Annotated in this window: 13 protein-coding genes; 3 read left to right on the forward strand and 10 right to left on the reverse strand. The window is 64.3% G+C overall.

All coding sequences use genetic code 11. The features are described 5' to 3' along the window. The first annotated feature begins 19 nt into the window (after window positions 1-19). The 3 genes from ABLE91_RS20555 (at window position 20) to ABLE91_RS20565 (ending at window position 3,053) form a co-directional block, all read left to right on the forward strand. The gene (locus ABLE91_RS20555) at window positions 20-1,000 is read left to right on the forward strand and encodes a Bug family tripartite tricarboxylate transporter substrate binding protein (protein WP_348933847.1); all 981 of its coding nucleotides are present in this window, start codon (window positions 20-22) and stop codon (window positions 998-1,000) included. Between the two features lie 135 nt (window positions 1,001-1,135). Next, complete coding sequence (locus tag ABLE91_RS20560) at window positions 1,136-2,116, forward strand: Bug family tripartite tricarboxylate transporter substrate binding protein (RefSeq protein ID WP_348933848.1); 981 nt, start codon at window positions 1,136-1,138, stop codon at window positions 2,114-2,116. Window positions 2,117-2,138: 22 nt separating this feature from the next. Then, window positions 2,139-3,053 carry a DUF1932 domain-containing protein gene (locus tag ABLE91_RS20565; protein WP_348933850.1) on the forward strand — a complete coding sequence of 305 codons (915 nt, stop codon included), beginning with the start codon at window positions 2,139-2,141 and terminating at the stop codon, window positions 3,051-3,053. A 287-nt stretch (window positions 3,054-3,340) separates the two neighbouring features. Here ABLE91_RS20565 and ABLE91_RS20570 read toward each other — a convergent pair whose 3' ends face one another. From ABLE91_RS20570 to tssA, 10 genes are all read right to left on the reverse strand, one after another. Beyond that, window positions 3,341-4,135: a hypothetical protein gene (locus ABLE91_RS20570; protein WP_348933851.1), complete on the reverse strand. Its 795-nt coding sequence runs from the start codon at window positions 4,133-4,135 to the stop codon at window positions 3,341-3,343. 145 nt (window positions 4,136-4,280) lie between these two features. Continuing rightward, entirely contained in the window at window positions 4,281-5,840 is a 1,560-nt protein-coding gene (locus ABLE91_RS20575; RefSeq protein WP_348933853.1) for a methyltransferase regulatory domain-containing protein, read from the reverse strand. A gap of 35 nt (window positions 5,841-5,875) precedes the next feature. Next, on the reverse strand, window positions 5,876-6,937 hold the full coding sequence (gene tssG, locus ABLE91_RS20580) for a type VI secretion system baseplate subunit TssG (protein WP_348933855.1): 1,062 nt from the start codon (window positions 6,935-6,937) through the stop codon (window positions 5,876-5,878). Continuing rightward, window positions 6,934-8,757: a type VI secretion system baseplate subunit TssF gene (gene tssF / locus ABLE91_RS20585; RefSeq protein WP_348933857.1), complete on the reverse strand. Its 1,824-nt coding sequence runs from the start codon at window positions 8,755-8,757 to the stop codon at window positions 6,934-6,936. The genes tssG and tssF overlap by 4 nt, the downstream gene beginning before the upstream one ends. Continuing rightward, complete coding sequence (gene tssE, locus ABLE91_RS20590) at window positions 8,757-9,203, reverse strand: type VI secretion system baseplate subunit TssE (protein ID WP_348933859.1); 447 nt, start codon at window positions 9,201-9,203, stop codon at window positions 8,757-8,759. The genes tssF and tssE overlap by 1 nt, the downstream gene beginning before the upstream one ends. Beyond that, entirely contained in the window at window positions 9,200-10,000 is an 801-nt protein-coding gene (locus ABLE91_RS20595) for a type VI secretion system accessory protein TagJ (protein ID WP_348933860.1), read from the reverse strand. Before ABLE91_RS20595 ends, tssE begins: the two co-directional genes overlap by 4 nt. Before the next feature lie 22 nt (window positions 10,001-10,022). Next, the gene (gene tssC, locus ABLE91_RS20600; RefSeq protein ID WP_348933861.1) at window positions 10,023-11,582 is read right to left on the reverse strand and encodes a type VI secretion system contractile sheath large subunit; all 1,560 of its coding nucleotides are present in this window, start codon (window positions 11,580-11,582) and stop codon (window positions 10,023-10,025) included. Between the two features lie 36 nt (window positions 11,583-11,618). Next, on the reverse strand, window positions 11,619-13,109 hold the full coding sequence (gene tssC, locus ABLE91_RS20605) for a type VI secretion system contractile sheath large subunit (RefSeq protein ID WP_348933863.1): 1,491 nt from the start codon (window positions 13,107-13,109) through the stop codon (window positions 11,619-11,621). A 3-nt stretch (window positions 13,110-13,112) separates the two neighbouring features. Continuing rightward, window positions 13,113-13,625: a type VI secretion system contractile sheath small subunit gene (gene tssB / locus ABLE91_RS20610; protein WP_348933864.1), complete on the reverse strand. Its 513-nt coding sequence runs from the start codon at window positions 13,623-13,625 to the stop codon at window positions 13,113-13,115. Between the two features lie 91 nt (window positions 13,626-13,716). Next, complete coding sequence (tssA, locus tag ABLE91_RS20615) at window positions 13,717-14,865, reverse strand: type VI secretion system protein TssA (protein WP_348933866.1); 1,149 nt, start codon at window positions 14,863-14,865, stop codon at window positions 13,717-13,719. Window positions 14,866-14,908 lie beyond the last annotated feature (43 nt).

Consider the following 14,908-nt stretch of genomic DNA (forward strand, 5'->3'; position numbering starts at 1 on the left):
GAATACAGGGGAGGAATGAATGCTTGCACGTTTCCTGATGAGCATGGCGTTGCCTGCGCTCATCGCGGGGCTTCCCGCGGCAGCGCAGGCGCAGGCCGGCACCTATCCGGACCGCCCGGTGAAAGTCATCGTCGCCTATGCTCCCGGTGGGGGCGCCGACATCGTCGCCCGCATCATGTGCCAGAGGCTGTCCGAAAAGCTCGGGCAGCAATTCGTGGTGGTGAACCAGCCCGGCGCCAGCGGTGCCATGGGCGCAGCAACGGCGGCGCGCTCCGATCCGGATGGATACACGCTGATCGTCGGCCAGACCGCCGAGATGGCGATCCTGCCCAATGTCTCCGGCAACCTGCGCTACAAGCCGCTTGAGGACTTCGTCCCGATCTCCCAGGTCACCGCCTATCCCTATGTGATCGCGGTGAATCCCAAGGTTCCGGCGAAGACGCTCCAGGAACTCATCGCCTATGCCAAGGCCCATCCCAAGGAGCTGAACTACGGCACGCCGGGCTACGGCAGTTCCGCCCATCTTGCAGTCGAGCTGTTCATGCGCGTTGCCGACGTGCAGTTCACCCACGTGCCCTATCGCGGTTCGGGACCGGCAGCGCAAGCCACCGCCTCCGGCGAGCTGCAGCTCATCTTCGGCGATGCGGCGAGCACCACGCCGCTCGCGGAAGCCGGCCTCGTGCGGCCCCTGGCGGTGACCTCCGACAAGCGCTCTCCGAAGCTACCGAACGTCCCAACCGTGGTGGAGGCGGGCGTGAAGGACTACGTGGTCGTTGCCTGGCACGGGTTCTTCGCCCCGAAGGGCACGCCGCCGGCCATCGTCGGCAAGCTCGCCGACACCATCAAAGGGATCCTCCAGGACCCGGAACTGCGCAAGCGGTTCGAGCAGGACGCCATCGAGCCGGTAGGCAATTCGCCCAGCGAGTTCACCGCATTTGTGAAGAGCGAACTGGAGCGGTGGGGCGCCGTGGCGCGAGAAGCCAGCATCAAGCTCGACTGACCGGGCAAGAGGGGAAACGGAGGCATGGGGCGGCACGTCCGGCCCATGCCGAAGCACCCGGAACGGGCGTCCTCCGTGTAAGCGGAGAACCGCAATGAAAATAGAAAACCGAGGTTCAACCGGAGGGAAACATCCATGCGCAGGACGCTCATCACGCGCTGTGCCGGCCTTGTGGTCTGCCTCACCCTTTTTGCCACCTCCATCGGCCTCGCGGCCTCGGACACCTATCCCAGCAAGCCCATCCGGTTCGTGGTGCCGTTCACGGCGGGGAGTGCCACCGATACGCTGGCCCGGATCATCGGCCAGAACGTGTCGCAGACCTTGGGCCAGCCCGTCATTGTCGAGAACGTGCCGGGCGCGAACGGCCAGATCGGCGCTTCCATGGTCGCCCGCGCGGCGCCGGACGGCTACACCATCCTCATCGGCACCAACTCCACCCACGCCTTCAACCAGGCGCTCTACAAGAAGCTCACCTACGACCATGTGAAGGATTTCGAGCCGATCTCGAAGCTCGGGTCCATCGCCCTTGCTTTGGTCATCAACCCCCAGGTGCCGGCGAAGACGACACAGGAGCTGATCGCGTATGCCAAGGCCAATCCCGGCAAGCTGAGCTACGGGTCGGGCGCAGCTTCCGCGCGCCTCGCCATGGAGATGTTCAAGCTCTCCGCAGACGTGGACATCCTCTACGTCCCCTACAAGTCCAACCCCCAGGCGGTGGCCGACCTCCTTGGCGACCAGGTGCAGGTGATGCTGGCGGACATGTCCACCACCCTACCCTCCGCCCGCGCCGGAAAGCTGAGGGCGCTCGGCGTCTCCAGCGCCGGACGTTCGCGTCTCGCACCCGACCTGCCGACCATGCAGGAGGCGGGACTGAAGGGATACGATCTCTACGCTTGGTTCGGCGCCTTTGCGCCCGCAAAGACGCCGGAGGCCATCGTCGATGCCCTCGACAGGGCCTTCATCAAAGCCATGAATGACAAGGCCGTTCAGGAGGCGCTGCTCGGCGCGGGCATCGAGCCCTCTTCCTCTACGCCTGAGGAACTCGCGGCCTTCGTCGCCAGCGAGACCAAGAAGCTCGCCGAGAGCACCAAAGCCGCCGGCATCGAACCGGAATGAGCTGCCTGCAGGGGACCATCACATGACCATGCGACGTCAGACGAGGCTCGGCCTCATAGGACTGGGCGAGGTGGGAAACGGCCTCGCAAGAGGATTACGCGCGGAGGGGCTCGCACACATGTGCGCCTATGATCCCGGCGCCATGAATGGCCCGTTCGCGGAGCTGATCCAGAGCAACGCCCGCGCGGCGGGCATCGACCTCGTCCCATCCTTGGCGGCGCTCGCGGCACGCTCCGACACCATCATCAGCTCCACCCCTGGCCGGCAGAGCATCCCGAGCGCGGAGGCGATCGCGCCCTATCTCAATTCCGGCCACCTCTATGTGGACCTCGCCTCGGCCACCCCCAAGATCAAGACCGCAGCGCTGGAGCTGGCCGCGGCGGCGGGCGCGCGGATCGCCGACGGGGCCATCGGTGGCAGCCCCCTCATCGACGGGCACCGCATTGAGATCCTCGTGTGCGGACCGGACGGGGAGGACGTCCGCGACATCCTGGTGCCGTGGGGCATGAATATCACCCATGTAGGCCCGAAGCTCGGCACCGCCTCCGGCATCAAGATTTTCCGCTCGGTAATCGCCAAGGGGCTGGAGGCGGTGATCGTCGAGTGCATCATGGCGGCCGAACAACACGGCATCTCGGAGGAGGTGCTGGCCTCCTACACCCGCTTTTTCTCCCGGCCATTCGGGGAGATGGCGAAATACATGCTCACAACCAACGTCATCCACGCTCAACGACGGGCCGAAGAAGCCGAAATGTCCGCGGAGGCGCTGCGCGACACGGGCATCGAACCAATCATGACGGAAGCGACCGTCGCACGACTTCAATCCATTGCCGACCTGGGGCTCAAAACTGTATTCGCGGGAAAACCGCCCACGTCGTACGACGCAGCGGTCGCTGCCATTGTCACGCGCCTCTATCCGGATGCGGCTGTGCAATGAGCGCCATCTGACAGGTAATACAGCTCTGAGCCCCAGGTCGCCAACGGGATCACGGCGGGCGCTTCTTGAACCGGATCAGGCAATTGCGCGGCGTCGCCACGCGCCACGCCCGACACCGGATAACTTTCTCGCCGCCATCCCTATATGGATCAACGCGTTATGAGTCCGGAGACTTAGGGCAAAGGCGCAACGTCACCGCTTTTTAAGGTGGAAGGAATCGAACCTGCGCAATATAACTGCCCTAGACAGCAGCGGAGACGATCATCCTTCTCACCTTCAGGGAAAAACTACCAATTATCCTTGAATTTATCCCAGCCATCTTTCGCGGTAAGCGTCAAGACGGCGGCTTCCATCGTCTTCTGATCGCGATAGCCTTGGGTCCAGGAGCCCGAAAGAAGAAATATGGCCCCCATCGCGGCCAAGCATCCGTTGCGACCGGACTCGACCATCTCCCGGCAGACGCGTTCCTTCGGCCTCGTTTCACCCATGATCTTGGACTTCAGCTTCTTGCCCACCGAATGCAGGATCTTGCCGAGGCCGACGATGCCGACCGTGGCGACGGAAACCGCAACAATTCCGACATTCCGCTCTTTTTTATCGATGATGTACTGGATATTGTCGGCGCACCTGCCGCAGTCGCAAGAGTATGTCGTGGCCGAGTGCCGATGGCTGCGCGCATCATCCCGTAACGTATAGAGATCAAAGACCTTGCCGGCCTGGACCGCGACGGTCGCCATGCTGATCCAGGCCGAAAACACGGCGCCCATGGGCGCGAGCGTTGTGCCGACGCTGACGGCGTGGCCTGCGAGATTCACGGTCTCCGTAAGTCTGATGCCGCCATGGAAGGCCGCATTGCCCGCAGCGGGAATCCCCTTGGACACGGCCACCTGAACACCCTTCCTGGCCCAGGTCCCCGCCTTGTCCGAAAGGGGTTTGTTCACTTGAGGCGGGGCGCCGTCCCGTAGCCGTGCAAGTTCCCTGCGCTGATCTGCTTCGGGCCAGAAGCCGATCTTGTTCCTGACCTCTTCACCCTTGATGAGTTTGGCGAGATCTTCAAGCTGCTGTGGGGAGGGCAAACCCATAACACTCTCCTATCGCTCCGAGCCGCGCGTGGCCTGATGGCAGCTCGGGGGCTCCGGTGTCTTGGCTTGATGGCCGCAAGGTGGATACAAGCGCGAGACCTGTACCATGCGGGACCACCTTAAGCTATGGCGGTAAGCCTTGCTTCTAGAATACGTGAAGCTGATCCCAAAGAGGCAGCCGACGGGTGAAGCACCATTCGACGCTCTCGGCCACCACTGCCAGCTGGGCGTCGGGCGCATCGATCGCCTTCCCGTCCTTCTGCAAGGGAACTCCGCCCGACCGGACGCGGTCTGCGACCTTCGATATGACCGCGTCGGGCGCACGCGGCGTGCCGGTGGCGATGGCGTCGAAGACGAGGGCTTCCATGGTCTGCAGGGTGAGGCCGGACCCGGTCAGCGGCGCCGCGATGGAGGCAAAGGACGACCTTTGCTCCGCAACCTCCCGGGTCGCCGCGCGGTTCAGGGCCGCGGCGCCCGCATTCGATCCGGCTCCCATTCCCCAGGGCGCGATCTGGGCCTGGCCGGAGCCCACCAGGATGCCGGCGATTTCCACCAGTGACGGGGCGCCCGCAAGGCCGGCCAGCGCCGGCAGGCTCGCCAGTTCCTTCAGCGTGTGCGGCCGTTGTGCGAGCGCGTCGAAAATCGGCTCGTAATGATGCTTTGGCAGTTCGGCCTTGCCCGCGGGCACGTCGAGCGACAGCCGGGTTTCATCGGGCGGCACGGTCAAGGCGAGGGCGAGCTGCTGCAGCTTCGCATCCCGCATGCGATCGGAAAGCTGGCGCGCCCCGCGCACATAGACATCGCGGCGGAACGGCCGGTTCACCAGATAGTCCTTCAAGGTCTCGCGCAGCGGCCCGCGCGGCACCTGCTCCAGCGCCTGCTTCTGTTCCGGCCGGAACGACAGGTCGGGAAAGGCATCCAGAAGCCCGGAGGCCCCCACATAGTTCAACTTGGCGGGAGCGAGCTGCTTTGCCGTATCCATGTGATACTGAGGCTGCCAGCCGCCGTTGATATATTCATGCGCCAGATACACCGCCCGATGGGAGCCGGCCGCCTTGCTGCTCGTGCCATTGCGGATCTGGTCGATAAGCTCCGCGTTCCCGAGCACGCCGGAGCCGCATTTCTGAAGCTCCTCGATCCAGTCGAGGCCCTTCATGATGGCCTCGTCGCTGCGGTCGTGGCCGAGGCCCGCATGCTCATAGAGCAGGCGCTGGATGGGAAGCATCACGGCCCATCCCGGCATGGCGTTGTAGGTGATCGAGACCAGCCCTCCGGGCGTTACTTTCTGTTTCAGAAACTCGGTGATCTGCGCGCGCTCGGCAGCGCCGATCCAGGACCAGACGCCGTGCATGGTGACCATGTCGAAATCCGGCAGATCGTGCTTCTCCAGCATTTCCTCGAAGCTCAGTTCCAGGAACTCGATGTTCGTGAGATGGGCTTCGCGTGCCACCTGCCGGGCGCGGGCGATATGGGCCGGGTTGAAGTCGGCAGCCACCACGTGGGCCTTGGGATTGGCGGCTGCGATGATGCTTGCGGTGACGCCCTGGCCGCACCCCAGCTCGCAATAGGTGAAGGCACCGCCGATATCCGGCGGCTCTATTCCGTTGAGCAGGCATGCGAGGGTGAGATGCGCAGGCGTCTGCTCCACATAGAGGCCGGGCAGATACTCGATATCGGCCACGTAGCCGGACGCCCAATTGGCCATGGTGCAACTGTTCCCCTGGTGAGATTGCGCGTTGTTCAGCCGAGGCTGCCTATGGAGAAGACCGCGTCAGACCGGTCCACCGGGCTGTCCGCGCTCAAGATCCAGGCCATCTGCCCGAGCCGTGCTCCGTAAAGATCGTCCTCGTGGCGCGCGAGCCGCGCCGCCGGAACCTGCCTCGCCTTCACGATCAAATTGACGTCGAAGGTGAATTCCAGCCCGCAGAACATCTGGACGAGATCGGCTATCAGAATTGCGCGCGGCTGGCCGGGGAGCAGGGAGATGAGCTGGTCCTCGCTGACCGGCCCGATGACGAGCCGGAAATGGTCCTGCGCCATCCAGCAGCGATCACCCACCATGGCGCTGGCGTCGAGGCGGGCATGAAGGCCGCTTTCCTCGTCCGCTCCACCGAGGCGCGTCTGCTCCAGGGGCGGCACCGAAACCCACCCGCCGACGAACGGCACGACACGCACCTCCTGGCCCAGCTCACTGGTCAGCAGGGCTTCAAGGGCTGCAAGAGACCGGGTCTGGGCGCTGAAAAGGCCGGCGTGGTGGATGATGGTTTCGTCCGAAATGGCGAGGCGATCGGACATGCCAGGCGTGAATATGCCGGAGAGGGCCTTCAGCGTGACGGTGAAGGAGTTTGCCTCCTCGCCCGTCAGGGAATCCTTGTGCTTCCGCGAAAGAGCGATGCGGTATTTGGAAGAGGCGTTGCAGAACAGCGTCACCGCCCGGTGGTGGAAGATATCGATGAAGTTGCGCAGCGCCTCATCGTTATTATGCGTCGATGCGACGACATGCTTCGTATAGCTGTAAGGCAGGACCCCGAGCGGTCCGAGCAAGCCGATCAGGGAGATCGTAAGTTCGAGGCTGCCCTGCGGCGTCTCCTTCACCCGCGTGATCGCACTTCCGGGATAGCGCAATGACGTGTCGCTCACGAACCTGACGGCGTGCAGGTCCACGTGGCCGTCCTCGTCCAAGGGTGTCGCGTCCTGCGGCTCCCCCTCTGCCTTCGACTGGAACGCCTGGACCCCCTCCAGCGCCCGGACGGCCTGCACAAGATCGAAGCTGTGCGGCGCATCCAGGAGGGATTGGATCACAGGAGAGGACGATAGCCTACGCGCGCCGGCCATGTGCGAAGCGCCCCTGGTTTCCCCTTCACCGTGGCGGTCAGCCGGGTGAAGGAATTGATGGAGACATGCAGGCCGAAGAACTGGTCGAGGACCATCCCGAACAGGAACAGGCTGCTGCCGGTGAAGTTCGCCGGGTCGAACTCGACGGTGAGATCGATGCCGCGGCAGATGGCGTCGCCCCACGCCACATCGCCCGGCTGGCGCGGGGCGCGGGCGGTGCCTCGGGTGGCAGAGAGGGCCGTGATACCCTGGATCATCCGCTTGGTCTCGGGCGAACCGCGGAAATCATAAAGAAGAAGGATTTCCTGCAGGGCTTCCAGGCCGCCAGGACCCACCAGAGACAGGTGGTTCAGCAGCAGGTGGGACATGAGGCGCCAATTGCGCCCGCGCGCATCGCTGATGCGCAGCGTCGGCGTCAGCGGGGAGAGGCAATGGATGGCCTCCACCGTGGTTTTCCCCTGAACCGGCACGAAGATGGGATGCCCGCCGCCATAGGGCAGCTTGGAGGGCAGGTCGCGGTTGAGGCACAGGGTGTCGGCGGACACGACGAGATCGGTGCGCGAGAACCCCGGATCAAGATCGGAGAAGGACAGATAGGCTTCCGTGCCGTGGACACGCCCCTCTGCGCGACGGCGGGACATGGACCAATAGGCGGGGCTTTCCGTGTCGTCCGTCAGCAGGGAGCGGGAATAGAAGGGCCGGATGGGCCGCCGCTGGCCGTCCGCGTCCGAAGCCGTCACCCCGAGCAGCGAATGAACCTCCAGCGCCTCTTGCCGGCGGGCATCCGGGATGATGCGATATTCGAGCCGGTTCTGGGCCGCGATGACGGGCTCCGCCCTCTGCTGGAAAAGGTTCACGATCGGCGTGCAGCCAAGTGCGAACGCCTCTTTCGAGAGGCCGCGCTCCAGCGCCATGTCGCTTTTGCTGAAGTAGAAGAAGATATGCAGTTCGGAACCGGCCCCGCGCAGCACCTTTGCAGAGAGATCGATATCGAAATACAGGAACTTGTCCGGAAAGACGAAGAATTCGGTCAGGGTCCGATAGGCCGGCTGGGATTGCGGCGCATAGGGCAGGATGGTCTCATCCGGAGCAAATCCGACGGGCTGGACGGCGCTGGGCGGCAGGAGCAGGGGATTCGGGTCGGTCGGCGTGTCCGCGATCGCAATGGAAAGGGTGTGGTTGAAGATCATCTCGTGGAGGGTGTAAGCGTGCGACGCCTGCCCCCTCAGGAAGATGCGCAGGCGATCCGGCTGAAGATCCGAAAAGGTGGTGTCAGGCGCGGTGCAGCTCAGAGAGAGGCGAAGCGCGGAATAAGCGCCCTGCGCCCGGGGATTGGCCGGCGCGATGATGGGCCGTCCGCGCAAGGCGGCATCCGAAATGGCAATGGGCCAAAGGGTGACGGGATAGCGGGTCCTGAACCGGCAGGTCTCGCCCTCCACGGCCTCGGAATCCAGCTCCGTATCCGCGGGGATCTCCTGGGCAACCGTGACCTCGGCCTTTTGCTTGAATTGTACTGTCGCCATTGACGGGATGGGCGCCAGGTAATGGGGGTAGAGCACCTCCAGGAGCGTGTCGACCAGCTCGGGGAATTCGTCGTCCAGCTTGCGCGCGACGCGGGCGTTCAGGAAGGCGACACCCTCCACCAGCCGCGCAACGTGCGGATCATCGATAGCATCCCCGCTCAGGCGCAGATTGCCGGCGATCTTCGGATGGCGGGCCGCGAACTCCTCCGCCATCCGGCGGAGATAGAGGAGTTCCTTGTTGTAGTACGGAAGCAGCTCGTCCATCACGCCCCCGCATTGGTCAGGGAGACCAGATTGCTGATCGGATCGATGATGGTGTTGAAGAACACAGGCTCGGCTTCCGATTCGACCATTATATGCACCTCGATCCGCATCCGCAGCGAGCGGTCCGCCGGATCGGCGTTCGGAATCGCGGAGATCTTCATGTCCGCGAGGCGCGGCTCCAGGCGCCGGATGGTTTCGCCGATCTGCTCCACCACCGCCGCCCGCATCTGCTCGGTGGAGAGATTGGACGTCGACAGGTCGACGATGCCGTAATTGAGCAGCGACGCGTCCAGCTCGCCCAGCTCATCGCCCCAGCCGATGACGCGCTGGGGCGTGTTGAGCAGGTCCTCGAGATCGCGCTTCAATCCATCCCGGACGCGCTTCACCACATACCCCTCTTGCCCGTAGAGGCGGTCCAGCAGCGAAGGGCCAATGGCGGGGCTCATGCGGCGTTAAACACCAGATGGCGCAGCTCGCCGATGCTCACGCTCTCATCCCCCACCAGGAAGCAGCGCTGGCCTTCGCCGCGCACGCAATCAGGCGCGGCTTCCACCCAGTTGGTCTCACGGCCCAGGAGGATGGCATCGCGCGGCGCCGCCTCGATCAGGGGGTAGATGGCAGGGATGACGACTTCGCCCTCGGGGCCTCCGCGCACGCTGATCTGCGCCGTGCGCCACGCGGTGTCGAGGGCCCGCGCGCGCGGATTGAACTCGATCTCGTCCACCTGCTCCATCGGGACCCAATAGTATTTCCCGGTGCTCGTCATCACTTCGAGGATGCCGGCGGTGAGGTCGTCAAGGTCACGGAAGTCGCTGAAGGGGACATCGTTATGTGTCCCGGTCACCACCGGACGGGCGGCCTCGGCGCGGGCGAGGCATTCGCCGGCTTCGGCGGTGCGGCCCGCGCGCAGGTGCACGAGCGCCTCCAGCCGGATGACCACGTGTTCCGGCGGAGCGGCGAGTAGCTCCGGCGCACGGCCTTCGGCCCAGACCTGGCGGCGCGCCTGATCCGCACGCACCAGCTGGCGCAAGGTGGTCACCTGGAGTGCGGTGGTCATGTCCTGCTGGGCGATGGCCTCGAACTGCCGTTCGGCCCGGTCGAGCTCGCCGGCGACACACAACAGTTCGGCCAGCTGGCTGCGGCGCTGGATGTCCAGGGGCGCTGCCTTGACCTCGTCGTTCAGGGCCAGGATCGCATCGCGAAGCCGGCCTTCTTCAAACATGAGCGTGGCTTTTGCGGACATGAGGGAGACCCTGTCTGGAGCTTTAGGTGCGTGCGGTGACGAGCGAGACGTCGGTGACGAGCTTGAAGGTCGTGAAGATCTGGTCGAGCTGGAAATGCGGCCTCAGGTGAAGCGCGCACGAGAAGGCGCCGGGCCGGCCTGGGATTGCCCGCACCTCCACCTTGGCCTCGCGCAGCGGGTAACGCGCCTTCATCTCGGCATTGGCATTGTCGTTGCCGAGACAATAGCCGTGCAGCCATGCCTGGAGGTCGCTCTCGCAGGCGTCCGCGGTGATGTAGCTGCCGACCCGGTCACGGATGCGGACCTTGGCGAAGTGGGCGAAGCGCGAGACGCACAGAATGTAGCGCAGCATGGCGGAGATGCGCGCATTCACATTGGCGGTCGGGCTGTCATAGGTCGGCACCGACTGGATGGATACGCTGGTGTGGAACACGAGCCGGGATGTGTCCTTGCAGACGTTGAGGTTCATGATCCCCAGTTCCCAGAGGTCCTGCTCTATATCTGTGGGGATCGCCAGCTCGCTGGCGAAACGCTCCACCAAGCCGCGGGAATCGGTTTCAGCGCTGGGGGCGCTCAGGCGCGCGACGATGCCATGGTCCACCTCGTCGCGGCGCGAGCCGCAGATGTCGGCGAACCAGCCATGCAGGTGGAAGGAGCGGATCAGCACCTCGCCAAAAGCATAAACGGCACTGCCCCAGCACCATTGGTCATGGGTAAGGCCGTGCAGGTCCTCTCGGTAGCGGAAGGCGAGACCGTGGGCGAGATCGTGTGAATAGGGCGCGCGCATCAGCACGCGCGGCAGCACGAGACCGATGAAGCGCGCATCGTCCATGTTCCGCAGGCGGACATAGCGCGCATATTCCGGCGCGCGGAACAGCCCGGACATGGAGGAGACGTGGTCGAGGGAGCGGAAGCTGTCGAGGCCGAGAAGGCGCGGCGACGCGCCCAGTATGGCGGGCGCAAACGCCGCCGCGGCGACGCCGGCGAGGCCCGTGAGCGTGGCGACGTCGTCCACGGGCAGTTCCGCCGTCGGCCGGTGCCGGATTTCGTAGTCGCACAGGAGGACCCCGAACGGCACGCCGCCCGGCATGCCGAACTCGTTGCTGTAAATCTTCTGGAACAGATGGCTCTGGTCGAAGTCCGAGGCGCGCTCGAAATCGGCGGCGACCCCCTGCCACGATACGTTCAGGGCCTTCACGATCACGGCCTCTGCCGCGTTCGCGCAGGTTGCCAGATGGGACAGGCCCCGCCAGGACGCCTCCAGTTTCTGGAATTTCGGGTGATGAAGGACGGCGTTGAGTTGCTCGGACAGCATCTCATCGAGAAAGGCGATGTCCCGCTCGATGGCGGAAATGACGGCTTCGGGACCAGCTGAACCGTCGACGTCACCCACCAGCCAGTCCCGGAGCGCGGCGGCAGGATCCGCGGCGGCGAGAAAAGCGTCGAGCCTTTGGGACGGCATGCGGCCCAGCGCCATGTCGACCGCCAAACGCCGCAAGGCGCGCCCGGGCGCGCCTTGCGGGTCGTCGTTCTGCCCCCCCGGAGCGGAGCCATGCTCCGTGTTCCGGGAAGGGATGGACATCATGTCCACGGTGTCATCCCAAACAGCCGACGCGGCTCAGGACGCCGCGGGGATGCGCGCGACCATGCGCAGCGAGGTGGTCAGCTCTTCCATCTGCAGCCACGGGCGCAGCCACGCCACCGCATTGTAGGAGCCGGGCTTGCCGGGGATCTCCCGCACCTCCACCTTGGCCTCCGCCAGCGGGTACTTGGCCTTCATCTCCTGACCGGCGTCGGGGTTGCCGTTCACGTAATTGATGATCCAGCGGTTGAGCCAGGCCTCGCAGTCGCTCGCCTCCATGAAGGCACCGACCTTGTCGCGGCCCATGATCTTCAGATAGTGGGCGAACCGGGAGGTCGCCATGATGTACGGCAGGCGCGCGGAGATGGCGGCGTTGGCCGTTGCTTCCGGGCGGTCGTACTTCTTGGGCTTCTGCGTGGTCTGGGCGCCGAAGAACACCGCATAGTCCGTGCCCTTGTAATGGCACAGCGGCAGGAAGCCGAGCTTGGAAAGCTCCGCTTCCCGGCGGTCGGTGATGCCGATTTCGGTTGGGCACTGCTGGTCGGTGTCGCCGTCGTCCGAAACGAAGACGTGGCTCGGCAGGTCGCTGACCTTGCCGCCGCCTTCGGCGCCCCGGATCGCGGTGCACCAGCCATACTGCGCGAACGCGTCGGTGAGGCGCGCGCCGAGCACGTAGGAGGAGTTCATCCAGCAATAATCGTTATGACCCATGCCGCGAGGCACGCCATCGACGATCGGACTTTCCTCGTAGGCGAATTCCTCGACCGGCTTCGTGTCCGACCCGAACGGCAGGCGCGCCAGCGTGCGCGGCATGGTCAGCGTGACGAAGCGGGAATCCTCGGATTCCCGGAAGCTGCGCCACTTGGCGTACTCCACCGAATCGAAAATCTTCTCGAGATCGCGGGGCTTGGACAGTTCCGTGAAGTCGTCGAAGCCAAAGAGTTTCGGGCTCGCCGCGGTGACGAACGGGGCGAACGCCGCCGCCGCCACGCTGGACATCTGCGTCAGAAGCTCGATGTCCTCGGGATGGCTCGTGAACTCATAGTCGCCGATGAGCGTGCCGTAGGGCTCGCCGCCCGGGCTGCCGAATTCCGATTCATAGATCTTCTTGAAGATCACGCTCTGATCGAACTCGGAGGCCTTCGTCAGGCTCTTGTAGAGCTCGCGCTTGGTGCAGTTCAGGGCCCGGATCTTCAGGCTGGTGCCCGTCTCCGAACTCATGACCAGATACTTCAGGCCGCGCCACGTGCCTTCCAGCTTCTGGAAGTCGGGGTGGTGCATGACCGCGTTCAACTGCGTCGACATCTTGGCGTCGATGGCGTTGATCGCGTTGTTGATGGTCTGCGCGAAGTTCTTCGAATAGGTGATGGTGCCCGACAAAGCTTCCTTCGTCAGGGTCTGCAGCAATTCCTTGGTGCGATCGGGATCGGTCTGCTTGGTGGCAGCGATCGCCTGATCGAGGAAGGAGACTTCGGCCGTGCCGGTGGCAGCTTCGGCGGCTTGTCCCTGGGTTTCAACAGCGGCCATGGGTCAGCCCTCCGTGGTTTCTTTGTTGACCCCGAGCTGCTCGCCCAACGTCTTCAGTTGCTCTTCGTTCGACAGGATCTGCTCGAGGAGCGCCTCGAGGTTCTCCGACCGGTCGGCCTTGGAGAGGAGGTCGCGCAGCTGGTTGCGCACTTCCATGAGCTTGCGCAGGGGCTCCACGCGGGCCACGACCGCGGCCGGCTCGAAGTCGTCCATGGACTTGAAGCTCAGCTCCACGGACATCTGGCTCCCGTCGTCGGCCAGGGTGTTGTCCACCTTAAGCTTCAGGCCCGGGGTCATGCGGGCAAGGACCTGATCGAAATTGTCGCGATCGATCTGGATGAACTTGCGCTCGCCCAACGGCTTCAGCGGCTCGCTGGGGTCGCCGGAGAAATCGCCCATCACGCCGACGACGAAGGGCAATTCCTTCTGAACCACCGCGCCTTCGGTTTCGACATCATACGTGATGTGGACGCGCGGCTTGCGCACCCGATTCAGCTTCTCGTGTATACTGGCCATTGTGCAAGCCCCCCTTGGGCGACGTGGATTGTTGCCGAAATCAGATCACATCGTCATAGCGCGAAGCAGTCTTTGTGACTTCGCCGTCCCTTTAGCTTTCCTCTTCCTGCGGTTGCGCGGGCGCACGCAGGCCAGCCGAGATATAGAAATAGCGGCGCGCATCGGCGTCCACAATCAGTTCTTCGAGAAGCTCGCCCAGCGGCATCCTTCCGCGGCGCACGATTTCCTCCAACGTATAAGAAATCGGCGAATGCGGCTCGTTCTTTCGAAAGAAGGCGGCGATTTCCAATAGCTGGCGCAGCGCCTCATCGCGCGTCATGCCCTTCCTTGCCGAGCCGCTGCCCGCGCCGGCCGCATTGCCCTCGGGCGCTGCTTCGCCGTGTTCCGCATCACTTTCATCCGCGCCTTCGGACGCGCTGGAGGATGCTGCCCGCGCGGCCTGCTCCAGTTTATCGGCGGCAAAGAATTTCACCGCTTCCAGGATGCTGGTCAGCAGGGACCGGATCGCGCCGGCAGGCGGGGCATCCACGCCGACCCTCGCCGAAAAGGCGTCGGACACGGCATGGACCGCCTCCAGCGACGCCTCGATGCTTTCCACCAGGTCGACATAGAACTTCCACGGCGTCTGCTGCACCGCTCCGTTGAACGCTTCGATGCTGACGCCACCGCTGGAGAGCCGCGCCTCGCGCTTGCTGGTGTCGGAAATCTGGCTGATCTCGAGCGCCTGCTCATACTGCCAGAAGGAATAAGGATCGCCACCGGCCGTCAGCGGGACCTTGCGGATCGGCTGGATCAATGTCCCGTCCGAGCCTGCCCCGTTCAGCGCGATGAAGGGCCCGAGCCTGGGCTCGTCTCCGTCTTCGTCGGGCAGCGGGAAGATGGTGTCCCAGAACGTGTTGATCAGCCCCTCGGCGGCGAGGTATCCGGTATAAAGCCCGGCGAAACCGTCGATGCGGACCAAGGCCTCGATCATCCAGGCGCAGACTTCGAGATCCTTGGCCTGGCTGGACAGCATTTCGAGGCCAGAATTCGCGACCTCGGTCCAGTCATCGGTTGCGGGAGCCGCATCCGAATCTATGTCCAGGGCGCGCTCCTTGCGCCTCGCATTTGCCCTCGCATCCTTGATCTGCAGGAAGATCGACTGGCCGGACATGTCGGATCGCGGATCGACACCGCAAGGCGTCTCCTCGCTGATCGGCGCCAGGAGCTGGCTGGGATCGAATGTGAGTTCAACGGGCATGAATTTCCAACCGGTCAGGAAGGCACGAATGGGGGCATGGCCG

Source organism: Aquabacter albus, from assembly GCF_040049275.1.
In the GTDB taxonomy this organism is placed as follows: Bacteria; Pseudomonadota; Alphaproteobacteria; order Rhizobiales; family Xanthobacteraceae; genus Aquabacter.